17 protein-coding genes and 2 pseudogenes are annotated in these 14,337 nt (G+C 52.1%); 4 read left to right on the forward strand and 15 right to left on the reverse strand.

Features of this window, described 5'->3' with window-relative positions:
- Positions 1–2 precede the first annotated feature (2 nt).
- The 15 genes and pseudogenes from mutS to XI25_RS00330 all read right to left on the reverse strand — a co-directional run bounded on the left by mutS (position 3) and on the right by XI25_RS00330 (position 11,918).
- Positions 3–2,090 carry a DNA mismatch repair protein MutS gene (gene mutS, locus XI25_RS00275; RefSeq protein ID WP_442950339.1) on the reverse strand — a complete coding sequence of 696 codons (2,088 nt, stop codon included), beginning with the start codon at positions 2,088–2,090 and terminating at the stop codon, positions 3–5.
- Complete coding sequence (locus XI25_RS36635; protein WP_442950340.1) at positions 2,020–2,607, reverse strand: hypothetical protein; 588 nt, start codon at positions 2,605–2,607, stop codon at positions 2,020–2,022. The genes mutS and XI25_RS36635 overlap by 71 nt, the downstream gene beginning before the upstream one ends.
- Positions 2,608–2,662: 55 nt before the next feature.
- Positions 2,663–2,719, reverse strand: a pseudogene (locus XI25_RS36640) (hypothetical protein); the annotation flags it as partial.
- Positions 2,720–2,834: 115 nt separating this feature from the next.
- Complete coding sequence (locus tag XI25_RS00280; RefSeq protein ID WP_082112154.1) at positions 2,835–3,647, reverse strand: putative amidoligase domain-containing protein; 813 nt, start codon at positions 3,645–3,647, stop codon at positions 2,835–2,837.
- On the reverse strand, positions 3,565–4,101 hold the full coding sequence (locus tag XI25_RS00285) for a hypothetical protein (RefSeq protein ID WP_046676839.1): 537 nt from the start codon (positions 4,099–4,101) through the stop codon (positions 3,565–3,567). The genes XI25_RS00280 and XI25_RS00285 overlap by 83 nt, the downstream gene beginning before the upstream one ends.
- Positions 4,102–4,339: 238 nt before the next feature.
- Positions 4,340–4,903: an outer spore coat protein CotE gene (locus XI25_RS00290; protein ID WP_046676840.1), complete on the reverse strand. Its 564-nt coding sequence runs from the start codon at positions 4,901–4,903 to the stop codon at positions 4,340–4,342.
- A gap of 28 nt (positions 4,904–4,931) precedes the next feature.
- Entirely contained in the window at positions 4,932–5,363 is a 432-nt protein-coding gene (locus tag XI25_RS33885) for a hypothetical protein (RefSeq protein ID WP_052759388.1), read from the reverse strand.
- The gene (locus tag XI25_RS33890) at positions 5,360–5,629 is read right to left on the reverse strand and encodes a YdcF family protein (protein WP_052759389.1); all 270 of its coding nucleotides are present in this window, start codon (positions 5,627–5,629) and stop codon (positions 5,360–5,362) included. The genes XI25_RS33885 and XI25_RS33890 overlap by 4 nt, the downstream gene beginning before the upstream one ends.
- 238 nt (positions 5,630–5,867) lie before the next feature.
- Positions 5,868–6,620 (reverse strand): aromatic acid exporter family protein, encoded by a 753-nt coding sequence (locus tag XI25_RS00305; protein ID WP_442950341.1) that lies wholly within the window; start codon positions 6,618–6,620, stop codon positions 5,868–5,870.
- Positions 6,580–6,855, reverse strand: coding sequence for an aromatic acid exporter family protein (locus XI25_RS33895; RefSeq protein ID WP_235439588.1), 276 nt, complete (start codon positions 6,853–6,855; stop codon positions 6,580–6,582). The genes XI25_RS00305 and XI25_RS33895 overlap by 41 nt, the downstream gene beginning before the upstream one ends.
- Before the next feature lie 115 nt (positions 6,856–6,970).
- Positions 6,971–7,814: pseudogene (locus tag XI25_RS00310) on the reverse strand (ABC transporter permease).
- A 7-nt stretch (positions 7,815–7,821) separates the two neighbouring features.
- Positions 7,822–8,598, reverse strand: coding sequence for an ABC transporter ATP-binding protein (locus XI25_RS00315; protein WP_046676842.1), 777 nt, complete (start codon positions 8,596–8,598; stop codon positions 7,822–7,824).
- Positions 8,599–8,638: 40 nt separating this feature from the next.
- Complete coding sequence (locus XI25_RS00320) at positions 8,639–9,643, reverse strand: ABC transporter substrate-binding protein (RefSeq protein WP_152669040.1); 1,005 nt, start codon at positions 9,641–9,643, stop codon at positions 8,639–8,641.
- A gap of 174 nt (positions 9,644–9,817) precedes the next feature.
- Positions 9,818–10,270 (reverse strand): GNAT family N-acetyltransferase, encoded by a 453-nt coding sequence (locus XI25_RS00325; protein ID WP_046676844.1) that lies wholly within the window; start codon positions 10,268–10,270, stop codon positions 9,818–9,820.
- A gap of 130 nt (positions 10,271–10,400) precedes the next feature.
- Entirely contained in the window at positions 10,401–11,918 is a 1,518-nt protein-coding gene (locus XI25_RS00330) for a carboxypeptidase M32 (protein WP_046676845.1), read from the reverse strand.
- Positions 11,919–12,062: 144 nt separating this feature from the next.
- Here XI25_RS00330 and XI25_RS00335 point away from each other — a divergent pair, with 144 nt between their 5' ends.
- The 4 genes from XI25_RS00335 to XI25_RS00350 all read left to right on the forward strand — a co-directional run bounded on the left by XI25_RS00335 (position 12,063) and on the right by XI25_RS00350 (position 14,335).
- Positions 12,063–12,392, forward strand: a complete 330-nt coding sequence (locus tag XI25_RS00335) for an iron-sulfur cluster biosynthesis family protein (protein ID WP_046676846.1) — start codon at positions 12,063–12,065, stop codon at positions 12,390–12,392.
- Between the two features lie 40 nt (positions 12,393–12,432).
- On the forward strand, positions 12,433–13,002 hold the full coding sequence (locus XI25_RS00340; RefSeq protein WP_046676847.1) for a beta-class carbonic anhydrase: 570 nt from the start codon (positions 12,433–12,435) through the stop codon (positions 13,000–13,002).
- 262 nt (positions 13,003–13,264) lie between these two features.
- On the forward strand, positions 13,265–13,819 hold the full coding sequence (locus tag XI25_RS00345; RefSeq protein WP_046676848.1) for a PadR family transcriptional regulator: 555 nt from the start codon (positions 13,265–13,267) through the stop codon (positions 13,817–13,819).
- Positions 13,820–13,906: 87 nt separating this feature from the next.
- Positions 13,907–14,335, forward strand: coding sequence for a membrane protein (locus tag XI25_RS00350; RefSeq protein WP_046676849.1), 429 nt, complete (start codon positions 13,907–13,909; stop codon positions 14,333–14,335).
- The last annotated feature ends 2 nt before the right edge of the window (positions 14,336–14,337 follow it).

The following is a 14,337-nucleotide window of genomic DNA, read 5'->3' on the forward strand; positions in this document are numbered from 1 at the left end:
TGCTACAGGCGATTCGCCTTCTGTTTCAGTTCGTTTAACAGCTGCATTGCCTGGAGCGGCGTCATATTCATGACGTCCACCGATTTTAAGGCGTCCATGATCTCTTTCATGCGGGGATCCGGAGCGCCCGCCCGTACCCCAGATGTTTTCATGGCGTCATCCGTTCCTTTGCCGGGCCGCATTTCATCTTCACCGAATATCGATAGCTGAACCACGCCGCCATCGTCCTGAAGCACCGTGTCGTTTATGATCTCTCCCCCACCGTGACCAGGCAAACCCGAAGCAAATTCTGCAGGGCTTTCTTTGGATACGGGATGGGGCAACTTCCGGGCTTCCTCCGCTGCCGCGGTTTGAACGCCGCCCTTGCCCACTACGGCAGAAAGAGAAGCCTGCTCCAGTCCCTGCAGCAAACCGTATGCCCTGTCGATGATGCTGCCCGGCAAGCCGGCCAAGCGGGCGCAGTATATTCCGTAGCTGCTGTCCGCCGCTCCCGGAATCAGTTTTCTCAAAAAATGCACCTTGTCCCCGCTCTCCTGAACGGCCATCGAAAAATTTCGCAATCCCGGCAAGCTCTCCGAGAGATGTGCCAGCTCATGGAAGTGGGTAGAGACGAGCGCCTTGCAGCCGATATGGTCATGAACGTATTCTATCACGGCTTGGGCTATCGCCATCCCCTCGCTGGTAGACGTCCCACGCCCCAGTTCGTCAATAATGATAAGGCTTCGCGGCGTCGCTTTCTCCGTCATGACCTGAATGTCCGCCATCTCCACCATAAAGGTGCTCTGGCCGCCGATCAGGTCGTCGGCCGCTCCGATACGCGTAAAGATACGGTCCACGAGGGGCAATGCCGCACGTTCCGCAGGAACAAAACACCCGATTTGAGCCATGATGGACAAGAGAGCCACCTGCCGCATATAGGTACTCTTGCCCGCCATGTTCGGGCCGGTAATGAGCAGAATCGAAGAACCTTCTTTTTTCAATTCCGTTCCGTTGGCGATAAAAGCCGAATCCTTCATCACCGCCTCGACCACCGGATGCCGCCCGCCTTCGACCATGAGATCATAGCCGTCGCTCAGCTCCGGTTTAACGAACCGGTGTTCCGCGCTGACGGCCGCCAGCGACTGGTATACGTCGATTTCGGCAATGTTTTCCGCCAGCTTTTGCAGGCGCGCAATCTGGGCGTTCAGCTTTTCCCTCAGCTCCGTGAACAAAGCGTATTCGAGATCGACCATTTTCTCCTGAGCCTCCAGGATCAGCCCTTCCTTCTCCTTCAGCTCCGGCGTGACGAAACGCTCCGCGTTCGCCAAGGTCTGTTTGCGTTCATACCGTCCTTCCGGCAGGGATGACAGATTGGACTTGGTCACCTCGATATAGTAGCCAAACACCTTGTTGTATCCGATTTTGAGCGACTTGATTCCCGTAGCAACCCGCTCTCTGGCTTCCAGTTCGGCAATCCAGCGTTTACCGTTCGTGCTCGCCTCTCTCAGCTCATCCAGACGTTCGTGATAACCGGGCTTGATGATTCCGCCGTCCCGTACCGATACGGGCGGATCGTCGGCCACGGCATCCTCGATGAGGCTGCACAGATCCTCGCATACATCGGTGGCCTCCGCCAGGCTGCGAAGCGTGGCGGAACCCGAATCTCCGCAGAGCTGCTTCAAAGCCGGAACCTGCCGCAGGGACAGCTTGAGCGCATTCATGTCGCGGCCGTTCGCGCTTCCGAACGCGATGCGTCCGACCAGCCGTTCCAGGTCGTAAATCTCTTTGAGCGCCATGCGTAAATCTTCACGGAGTATGTACTGGTTATACAAATGATCGACCGCTTCAAGGCGGTCCTCGATACGGCTCCGCTGCAGCAGCGGCTTGTCGATCCAACGCCGAAGCAGCCGCGCTCCCATGGACGTTTCCGTACGGTCCAACAGCCAAAGCAGCGAACCTCGCTTGGAACGTTCCCGCACCGTTTCCACAAGCTCCAGATTCCGCCTCGTGAACGGATCCAGTACCATGAACTGTCCCGGCTCATACGAAGAAATTTGCGTAAGCTGCCCAAGCGAGCGTTTTTGCGTTTCGCTTAAATAAGCGATCAGCATGGAAACGCACGCCCGGCGCTCTTCGTCCAGACGAGCCCAGGCCGCCTCCCCCGAACTGCGAACGCACCAAATTGTCGTCCCGGCGCTCCCATGCGGTGTAAAGGACCGGGCGGCTTGTCGGCAGCGCCTGGGAGGAAACCAGTTCCAATAGCCGGCTGTCCCCGATCATTTCGGAAGGTTCATAGATGCCGATTTCGTCACGCAGCCATTCTTCGGACGCAGGTACCGACGTGACGTAAAGCTCGCCCGTGGACAAGTCGCAAGCGGCCAGGGCCATCAAGCCTCCGTGGGTCGTCAAACAGACCATGTAGTTATTCGATTTGTCGCTGACCGCCTTGCCTTCCATAATCGTTCCCGGCGTTACGACCCGGACGATTTCGCGGCGAACCATCCCTTTGGTGGCGGAAGCGTCTTCCATCTGCTCGCAAATCGCGACCTTGTAGCCTTTTTCGATCAGCCTTTGAATATAGCCTTCGGCGGAATGATAGGGCACCCCGCACATCGGGATTTTTTTCATCGCCGCCGCCTTCCCGGCCGGTCAGCGTAATTTCCAGCTCTTTGGACGCCAGTATGGCATCCTCAAAAAACATTTCGTAAAAATCCCCCAAACGGAAAAAAAGGAAACGCATCCCGCGCTTGTTCCTTAACGTTCAAGTATTGTTCAATCATCGGCGTATATTTAGCCATGACCTACCTCCATGCCGTTCTAACTTGACCTCTATTATAACAGAAAATAATAGAAGGTCACGGCAAGGACGCAATATTCCACAGCGGCCGGATATCGCGTCTCTCATCCCAAGTTCGTCCCTCCGCAATCAACCCGAATACCCGGTCGATGACCCGGGCGTAAGGGCCTGCCTCAGGCAGATTCCCGATATCGCGATGCAAATCCGCAGAGCATTCCCTTAATATCTCGGTTTGCCCTTCGTAATAAGCTTTATGGTAGCGCTCTGCGTCAAGCGGCCTCGCGGGCAGCTTGTCATGGTTCCGGACAATCAGAAAAGCCAGGTAAATCGAAGCCTTGGCGATCAGCGGGGAGACGAGAAAGCTCGGCAGCGTCCTGTATTCGAAGCCTCCGTAGGGCTGGCGCCGAAAATCGCCGAGACAGCCGTACCGCGGCCTTCTCTCTCGGCCTGACGGGTCTTCCAAAAGCGCGAGGGGAAGGGCAAGATAATTGTCCAGGCATTGCAACACATCGAGGGACAGCGGCACGCCGCTAAAATGGATATGTCCCCCAAGGGGAAGTCCCTTCACCGGCGAACCGCCGGCCATCCATGCCAGGGAACGGTCCGTAATCAGCCGTCCGGCCTCGCGAAGCGTACGCCGCATTTCGATCAGAAGAGCATCCGGATCCGGTTTTGGAACAGGGCGGAGCTCGGCAAGGGGATAAGTCACTTCCTCTCCTGAACGAACAGCATCACAGCCTGCAGCCCCATTACGATCCAAATACCGAGAGGCCTCGACGACCCGGCCCTCACGGCCTACCAACACGAACTCGGGGTCCATCCCCATTAAAAAACCGGCATCCTTCTCCGGAACCGGGCGATGTGCATTCATTCCCTGCCCGGCAGCAGTCAAAAAAAACGGCCTTCCCGTATCGATTCCCGGAAGACCCCTTCCTTCCTATCACCACTTGATCCACCGTATATCGGCGTCCCGGCATTGCCGTGATATTTACCTCTCCCCTGTCCGTCCCGAGAGCATACAAGGTGCGCACGGCCGCTTTGGCCAAACGTTTGCGAAAACCGTCAGCAAGTTCACCGGGAATCCCCCCTCCTTTTTCCCAGACCATTCCGCTCCCCCCACGCATCAGCTTCGTTACCGAAACGGCTTCCAGGCCGGCCACGGACACCCGGTATCTGGCAGCGAAATGATCATCATGCGGGTTCGACGGACATAAAATGCGGCTGGGTATGCCCGAACGCTTGAGTCTGGCGTCTATCGCTTCCGGTGAACGGCCTACGCGATTGCCTGCTTGCGATGCAAGAACATCATCCCATACCTTGCTCAAAATGAAGGCCTCCTTCATTTTTCAAAAGAAAAAAGCCCCGCAAGGAGATTTCCCTGAATAAAGTAGAAAAGGCTTCCTCGTCCCTCTCCAAGAACGAATTAGCGTATTTTTAAGCGATCCGAAAAGCATCCTCCATGAAGCAAAAAAAGGCGCCCATTTCATAAAAAGAGGGCGTTTGCCCTCTGCAAAGCCGCCCCCCACTGCATATAGTGTATTAGGTTGCCGGGTAGGGAAGGCCCTACAGTTCATCCTCCAGATCCTCAAAATCCAGATCTTCGTACTCACCGTCTTCCCCGCCGATGAAGTCGAATTCTTTGTCTTCATAATCGCCGTGCTTTAAATTGCACACCTTGACCAACACCTTCGTCTCAGCAATAAGCTCTACGGAGAACTCCCGTTCAACGCGCAGGATGACACTTTTGCCGTTTGAGGATACGCTTGCTTCCACACAGCTTGGTTCCTGAGTCGCTTCCGCGGAAACCTCTACCGTCGATGCCCGGTGCTTGGGATCCAGGTAAGAAAGAGGTACGCGTTCTACATAAGATACCGTTTCTTTGGCCACGTCGGTCTGCGAATTTTTGTCATAGGAATACCAGATGTTAAGATCGTAAGTACCGACAACCTCAATTCCGTCCCCGGCGGCAACCGCCTCATATTGATGTTTTATAATCCATGCCCCCAAAATGCTGGTAGGATTATTAGGCGGAGTCACGGTATGTGTTACGGTAGAGAACTTACGACCCTTGCCGCAGATCGCCTTCGTGATGATTTCTCTACATTGGTGTTTATTACTCAATGACATCTTCGAACCTCCTCCATACAATCATTCCCTACATGTGTATGCACGACATGGGCGAATGTTGAATGAAGTGGTCCAAATAAATTTCATATGATGCCAAAAATAAAAGAAAAAGATTATAAAAAAAATGAGAAAACAAGGTCTGCTCCCCGCTCCCAGCGGCATTCAAAAGAAAAAGCGCCAAGCGGTTTTCAACGGCCTGACGCTTTTTTTCCTTCATAACTAACGCTGAATCCCGGGATACTGCGCAAATGCCTGCTGTTCTGAACAGATCCCGGTATATGACCAATTCTTCGCTTCTTGTTACTTCATGGGCCTCTTCTACGGTTTCATAATCCATATATACCAGATTCGTAAATTGACGTCCCGCTTCCTTTCCGTTCATCTTGCTGTAAAACCGGTCCGCTTCCTTAAACAACGTTACGGCCCGGCGCACATGGCTGCCGCTTGAAACGATCGTCACGTCCTTCGAGCCGTGCTGCTCCAGAATCGCGGTGTGAACAGCGCATTTTCTACGGTGTCCGTCGATTGGTTCTCGGGTAAAATCCGGCTTTCCGCCACGCCGTGCTCCACGAGCCATTTGGTCATATTGTCGGCTTCCGTGACACCGTTCTTCGGCACGCCGCCGGTTACGACGATTATGGAATTCGGGTAGTCGTCTTTTGCTTTTTCGAAAATAATTTCATCATATCCCTCCATACGTTTTAATTCGAATTCATTTTTTGGCATCCCCCGTTCTGTAGTTGGGCTATAGCTGCCACCTACCACCTCTCGATAAAACAAAAAAAAGACATGCTCCATAAAAGGGGACGTGAAAAATACGGTTCCGCTTTGTATGGCTCATGCCTAGTCTCGCTAGTAACACGCAAATTGTAAGCGCTTCATTCGATCATATATTAACACAGCCGCTTTCCATGATCAACCACCCGCTTCAGCCCCGCTTGTATGGATCCCGGATTCTCATCCTTTAACTTTTGCCGCGGCTCAGCTTGCGGCCAGGATTGGCCGGTCCCGTGGGCGCTTTGTTCTTCTTCGATATTTTCAGGAAGTATTCCAGCTCCCTGCACAGCTGCAAAATGGCCGACCGCATTTCGAATTCCTCGCGCGTACGCGGGAGCTCCATCTCCTTGAATTTCACTTCCAGCTCGCCGAGCAGCTTTTCCGTCTTGCCTGTGTAGGTCTCGGTTACCACGTCCTGACTCATCTGGTCGAACAAATTGGCGGCAAGCTCTCCATGCGGAAGCCTTTCGTAAATCTGCGAGATCAGGTGCATCATCGCCTGGATGTTCTCAAGCTGTTCCTTCCGCATATAAAAGTATACATTCCAGGCGACGTCCGGCTGGAGCATCTGATTTTCAAGCGCCCGGTTGCTTTCGGTGATCCCTTGTTCCACCGCTTTGTTCGCTTCAATCAGCTCATTGCCGTCCCATACGTGTCCAGGTTCGCGCAGGGTTAGCGAGATATGGGAGAAAACAATCGAGAACAGCCCGTCCACCTCGCGGCGGATCTCCATCAAACGGCCCTCGCCTTTCGGCATATAGGCCATGTTTACCAGCATCGCCGAGCCCAGCCCGATCACCAGAAGCTCTATTTGGGTCAGAAAGATATCACGGCTGAGCTCGCCTGCCCCGAAAACGCGGAATACCACGACGGAACTGGTTACGATGCCCTCCTTGAAGTTAGCCCTGGAGATGGCTGGAAAAGCAATTAATATGTACAAAGCCAGCACCCAATAATGAAAGCCCAACAACTGAAACAGCACCGATGCAAAAACAAGACCTAATATGGAAGCAAAAAAAACGGGACGATACCGAACGCAGACTGCGCTTGCGCGTCACGTCCACGCCCAGGATCGCCAAAAGGCCCGCCGAGGTCGCACCCGGTATGTTTAAAGCGTCAGTCACTAAAATGGCAATCAGCGTTGCAATCGCCGTCTTGATGATTCGGAATCCCATGGAAGTACCACTCCTGTATTTACTGTATTCCCATGGTATCCGATTTTAGACAGCCTCACAACTCGGATGCTCACTTCAATGTATTAACAATTAATGAACACGATGCCTCTGAGGATTACCGGTGCGCCAGCAGCTTCTTTTCGATGTAGACGACCATTTGATACATCGCCGTCGCAACGACCGCAATGATCAACAGGCTGGACAGCACGAGCGTGAAGTTAAACACCTGGAACCCGTACATGATCAAATAGCCAAGGCCCGATTTGGCAACCAGGAATTCGCCGACGATGACGCCGACCCAAGCCATGCCCACATTGACCTTTAAAGTCGACACGATGGCCGGGAAAGACGCCGGGAGGATAACCCGTTTAAACACCTGCGTCTTGGTTCCGCCGAAGGTGCGGACCACCTTGATCAGATTGGAATCCACTTCCGAAAAGCTGTTGTAAACGACCAGCGTCGTGACGATGACCGTGATGGACAGGGTCGTGACCACGATTGCGGTAAACCCGGCCCCGAACATGACGATAAAGATCGGACCGAGGGCTACCTTCGGCATGCTGTTAAATACGACCATGTAAGGATCGATCACTTTGGACAGAAAAGGCGACCACCAGATCAGCACGGCAAGCAGGGTGCCCACCAGCGTGCCCAGCAAAAATCCGACAGCGGTCTCGCCGACCGTGACCGCGAGGTGCCCCCACAGTTCTCCCGACACCATGTTATCCCAGATATTCGCAAAGATTTTCGCAGGATAGCTGAACAACAGCACATCGATCCATTTCATTCGCCCGGCCAGCTCCCATAATGAAAAAAAATAAGAGAAGCAGCACCGTCTGCACCGCCAAAACGCGGTTTTGCGTTTTCCGCTTCTGCCTCAGATGACGGGCATGTATATCCTTCAGCCAGCCGGCGTCGGAAGAAGCCGGTCCGGCTTTCGTATGTTCCGGTTCAGTCATATAAGCTTCACTCCTTACCGCCAATGGATTCCATTTCGCGCCATATTTCATGAAACAGATCATTGAAGCCCGGCTCCTTGCGTGCATAAAACGGCTGCGTTCTCCGGATATGCCCCGGAACCTCAAAAATCTGGTGGATCCGTCCGGGATTGCGATTCAGCAGCACCACGCGGTCGCTCATCGCGATGGCCTCGGATAAATCGTGCGTGACTAGGATCGCCGTTTTATTGCGCTCCCGCAGCGTCTCGACGATCAAATCTTCAAGCTGCAGCTTGGTCTGATAGTCCAAGGCGGAGAAAGGCTCATCCAGCAGCAGCAAACCGGGGTCCGTCGCCAGCGTACGCACGAGAGCCACCCGTTGGCGCATCCCGCCGGACAACTGCTGCGGATATAGCGAGCCGCTGGCCCCAAGGCCCATTTCCTTCAGCAGTTCCGTCGTGTTGTGCCGGGCTTCCTCCGTCAGCCTGCCGGTCAGTTCCAATCCGATCAGCGTATTATCCATAATGGTGCGCCATGGAAACAGATAATCTTGCTGCAGCATATACCCGACCTTAGCGGAAGGTCCGGTCACCGGATGGCCGTTCACCCGGGCTTCTCCCTGGGTGGGTCGAATCAATCCGGCAATAATGGACAGGATCGTCGTTTTGCCGCAGCCGCTTGGCCCGACCAGGCTGAGAAATTCACCCGGGTAAACCTGCAAATGTATCCCTTCAACAGCCAGAGAGGCTTCCCGGTCGGTTACATACACATGGGCGATGCCATTCAAATCCACTACCGGTACCATAACGCTCTCTCCTTTCGTTTATGAGATGAAATCGTCACGATTATTTTCCATCCTGCTTTGCCTGCTCGGCATAGCGGTTATCCACGATTTTGTCGGGCGACACCCGCTCTTTCAATTCGCCCGCCTGCTCCATCACGTCAAGAAGATTGTTCCATTCCTGTTCGTCCAGAATCGGGTCCGTCGCATACGTGCCCTGCTCTTTATACCGCTTTACCGACGATACAACGATATCGCGCTCCGTATCTTTAAAGTAAGGAAGAATGGCATCGGCGATGTCCTCCGGCGTGTGGGAATCGACCCACTGCTGGGCTTTATACAAGGCGTTCGTAAACTTTTGCACCGTGTCCTTGTTTTTGCCGATAAAGCTCTCTTTCGTCATGAAAACGGTGTATGGAAGATTCCCGCTCTCGACTCCGAAAGAGGCGACTACCTTGCCTTTTCCTTCTTTTTCAAATATGGATGCCTGCGGCTCGAACAGCTGCACGTACTCACCCGTTCCGGAAGCGAACGCCGAGGCAATATTCGCGAATTCGATATTCTGAATCAGCTCCAGGTCCTTATGCGGGTCGATGCCCTGCTTTCTGAGCGTAAATTCGCCGGCCATCTGCGGCATGCCGCCTTTGCGCTGGCCCAGAAACACGCTTCCCTTCAGCATCTCCCAATCAAATTCTCCTTGAACGTCCCGTGCCATCAGAAACGTCCCGTCCGTCTGAGTCAGCTGACCGAAGTTAATGACGGGGTCTTCCGCCCCCTGCTGATATACGTAAATCGAAGTTTCCGAACCGACCAGCGCTACATCGATGGCGCCCGAAAGCAGCGCCGTCATCGTTTTGTCGCCGCCGAAGGTCGTCTGCAGCTCGACATCCAGCCCTTCCTCTTTAAAAAAGCCCTTCTCCAGAGCTACGTACTGCGGTGCATAAAAGATAGAACGCGTCACCTCGCCGACCTTGACCTTCGTCCCTGAATCCTTCCCGCCGCATCCCGCCAAAACCATCCCGCATACGAGCAGAATGGATAAAGCCAGGACAAACCATTTTCTGTGCATCGCGCACCCCTCCATTCCGTGAACGTTGCGTTTCCTTTCAGCATATGCACAGATGCGTGAAAGGTTAAGCGCCTGGAATGCGCGAACGAATGTATTCTAATTTCAAACGGGAACTACATTCCGTGGCAGAGGTTAGATCATGAAGGCATTTTTTTATGCCTGCTTCATCACTCGTTAGCCATCCTTGAACATTTTTATAAAGTTTTTTTGATCCTTTGTAAAAATATAACCTCTCCGTTCGTAGAACCTGTGAGCATTTATTCGGCTTGGGTGAGATAACAGCTTGATCCCGGAATACCCATTGTTCGCTCCCCACTGTTCAAGATGCTCTATCAGCTTGCTGCCTACGCCGTGGTTTCTATACTTTTCTTTAACGACAAACCCTAGTATGTTTACTAATGAATCAGAAAAGAGCAGCTCATACGGACTTCCATGAATATATCCGATTACCTCGTTGCTTCGTTCGCAAACGAAGATGATATCTTTTGTTTTCTTGGTGATGGTTTCAATCTTCGCTTTTACTTTTTCCGCGGAAAAAGAAGATAAATTGGGGTTGAAATCCTGGTTTAGCAAATAGATGTCATCATAATCAGCAACCCGAATTTCCCTAACATTGATATGATTCAATTTTGAAACACCTCAATTCGCAATAGAAAATACTTAAATTAATCAAACCTCTGTAGTTTTACTTTCTTATCACTTCAAAAAACCGCTACCGAAAGAACGGCAGCGGCTGTTGACTTAAATCTTATGTTGATTAAATCTTATAAATTTCCTTATATTTCTCTTCCAGATAATCCGCCAGATAATCCGGATTCAGCTCCTCGCCCGTTACGCGCAGAACGATCTCGGCCGGCGTCTCGCTTTTGCCGTATTTGTGAATTTTATCGGTGAGCCATTCCTTGATCGGGGCCAGCTCCCCTTTTTCAATCAAACCGTCGAGATTCGGGATTTCTTTGCGCATGGTGTTCATGAACTGGGCGGCATACATATTGCCGAGGGAGTAAGAAGCGAAATAGCCGAAGTCGCCGCCGGACCAGTGAACGTCCTGCAGAACCCCCATTCCGTCATTCGGAGGCACAATGCCCAGGTATTCCTTGTATTTCGCGTTCCAGACCTCAGGCAGATCTTTGACCGACAAGCCTTCGTTGAACAGCATTTTCTCGATTTCATAACGAATAATAATATGCAGATTATAGGTCAGTTCGTCCGCTTCGATCCGGATCAGGGAGTTTTCCACCTTGTTCACGGCACGGTAAAATTGCTCGGTATCAATACCCGCAAACTGTTCAGGGAAATGTTGCTGCAAGTCGCCGAAATAGCGATGCCAAAATGCACGGCTGCGTCCGATCATATTTTCCCACAAACGGGACTGGGATTCGTGGATGCCCATAGAGGTTCCGCCGGACAGGGGCGTTCCTTCAAGTTCCTTGTCCACGTTTTGCTCGTACAGGGCATGTCCGCCCTCATGCAGGGAGCTGAATACGGCGCTTGTCACGTCATCCTGCAAATAATTCGTCGTGATCCGAACGTCGCCGGTATTTAGGCCGGTCGCAAACGGGTGAACGCTTTCGTCAAGGCGTCCGGCTTCAAAGTCATACCCCATTTGTTCCAAAATAAACAAGCCGAATTTCTCCTGCTGTACCTTGTCGAACAATTGGTTCAAAAATCCGGTTTCCGGCTTGTTCGGGGATTCCTGAATCGCTTTGACGAGCGGTACGAGACGTTCGCGCAAACGGGCAAACACCTGATCCAGCTTAGCTACGGTCGTGTCCGGTTCGTACATGTCGAGCAGCGTATCATAACGGGTGTCCTTCACGCCCCAGTAATCGATAAATTCCTGCTTAAAGGCGACGATGCGGCTCAAGAAAGGCTCAAAGCCGGCAAAATCGCCGTTCTTCTTCGCGTCCTCCCACATCGATTCCGATTGTGCCGCCAAAACGGTATATTCCTTGAATTTTTCTGCAGGAATCGACTTGCTGCGTTCATATTCTTTCCGGCATTCCTCCACCATGCGGCGGCTTCTTTCGTCAAGCTGCTCCAACGCTTCCGGTTTTCCGAAATATTGAAGCAACTGCCCCATCTCCTCGGAAGTTTGAAGTCTGAACGCCTCGGTGGAAAGCATGCCGATCGTCTCCGATCGGGCCTCTACGCCTTTACGCGGCGCGCCCGTCCGAAGATCCCAGTGAAGAAGCCCAACGGCTTCAATATAACTCGATATTTTGCGGACCAGCTGTTGAAATTGATTCCATTGTCCTGCCAATTGTGCATCCATGAACGGTTCACCTGCTCTCTATGTATTTTTTAGCTTACTATTGATGATACTTTTATCGAGGTTTATAATCAACTTTTAAGAGGTAGTTCAAATTTAAACAACAGGTTAAACCATTACGTATGAAGGAGTGTGTCTTTCGGAGCCATGATGATTGAACTGACCCCACAAGCGGAAAGAAAAATAAGAGACAAAATCGGCAGCAGGCCGGGCAGCCTCAGACTCATCTATGACACCGAGGGCTGCGGCTGTGCTGTGAATGGAATACCCGGACTCCGCATTATCGACCAGCCGGAAGAAGACGATATGCCGCTCGAGAGCGGCGGGTCGGTAGCCATGTACATGAACCGAAGGCAGGAGGTCTTTTTCGAAGACAGAATGAAACTGGATGTTACGCCGGACCAGTACGCTTTCCGCCTGGACAGCGACGGCCAAACTTACGGAACGAACATTCAGATCATCGACGCGAGACGTTAATCCGGTCAACCATTCATTTACCCAGGGAGGAACTATACTTATGTCTACTCATCTTAGCAGCATTCTGGAGCACAATCGTAAATTCGTAGAAAACAAAGAATACGAAGCATATCTTACAAGCCGTTTTCCCGACAAAAGAATCATCATTATCACCTGTATGGACACCCGACTCGTCGAACTGCTTCCCAAAGCCATGAACTTCAAAAACGGCGACGTTAAAGTCATCAAGAATGCCGGAGGCATTATTTCCCAGCCGTTCGGAAGCGTAATGCGTTCCGTGATCGTCGCCCTTTACGAACTGAATGCCGATGAGGTCATCGTCGTCGGCCACCATGAATGCGGCATGGCGTCCCTGAACGCGGACCATGTTATCCAATCCATGAAGGAGCGAGGCATTTCGGACGAAGTGTTGTCCACGCTCGAGCATTCCGGCATCAAACTGACGAAATGGCTTCGTGGATTCGATAACATTACGTCAGCGGTCGAGAACACCGTAAGCATCATCAAAAACCATCCGCTGCTGCCGCCAAACATTCCGGTGCACGGCATGGTCATTCATCCGACAACCGGAGCTCTCGATCTGGTCGTCGACGGTTACGAAAAAGAATAATTCGGTAAAGAATTTGATAAGCATGGGCCCCTTGGGTCCATGCTTTTTTTGGATTCCCGGGTCAATGAATATAATGACGCTCTCTTAAAAATGTTCATCGTCACTTGGGGCAACGCGGCAAAATCCTTTTCTGACAGGCGGGAAAAACGGGTGCAGTTGTCAAACCATACAGTTTCAGTGTACACTTTTAGTTAACGGACCTGACTACGAAAATGAAGCCGTTTTTGTTGGTTCGCGATCAAGTTTCAAAGGGGTCATGCACATGAACACGTTGTCATACGGCCTGCTGGGTCTGCTGGCGCGAAGGGAGTCCTCCGGTTACGAGCTTATGCTCCGAATCCAGCCATTTTGGCAGGCAAAGCATAGTCAGATTTACCCCCTGCTTGCCCGAATGGAGGAGAAGCAGCTTCTAAGCTCCTACTGGGTCCCGCAAAGCGATAAGCCCGACAAGAAGATTTATGCCATTACGGAAACCGGGCTACAGAAGCTTCGCGATTGGATGTATCAACCGATTGCTCCCTCCGTCACGAAAGACGAGCTTTCCTTGCGCACCTTCTCCCTCTGGCTGACCGAAATCGGCATCGCCGTTGATATCTATGAGGAACGGCGGGGGCTTTATCTGGAAAAGAAACGTTATTTCGAAGGGATTCTTCAAGGCATCCCGGCCGACAAATGCGTCTGCGGCAGCAAGGAGTTCAGCAATTACATCCTTGCCACCAAAGGCCTGATGATGGCCGAGACCGAATTGAAATGGTGCGAATGGGTTCTGGAGCTCCTTAAGCGGCACCGTATGCAGCCAACGGCAGAGCATGCTTAAAATTTTTGGAACTTCATCATGGTTCGTCCGTAGTACTGTCCGAGACACGAAAATTTCAAAAATCACTGGGAGGTTCAACAGAACACAATGAAAAAATTACTTGCCATTTTTGTATTGCTTACCATGTTCCTGGTAACCATCGCTCCGGATTCCGTTGATGCAAGAAGAGGCGGCGGCGGATTCAGCTCCGGTAAGAAAACCTACCAATCCAATCCGACTAAAAAATCCGACAACGTTCAGCAATCCACCAATAAATCCAATTCAGCCGGAACGAGCGGAGTTAACCAAAAACGCGGATTTTTCAGCGGCGGCTTGATGAAGGGCCTTATGATCGGCGGTCTTGCCGGAATGCTGTTCGGCAGCATGTTTGCCGGCATGGGCTTCTTGGGCAACATTCTGGGCTTGATCATTAACCTTCTCGCCGTTTGGGTACTTATCATGGTGATCATGGCGATCGTTCGAACCGTGAAAAAGAATCGCCGCCGCGAGGCCGACCACCGGGACGGGCGGTACTAATC

This window comes from Paenibacillus sp. DMB20 (assembly GCF_000987955.1).
Lineage (GTDB): Bacteria > Bacillota > Bacilli > Paenibacillales > Paenibacillaceae > Paenibacillus_AQ.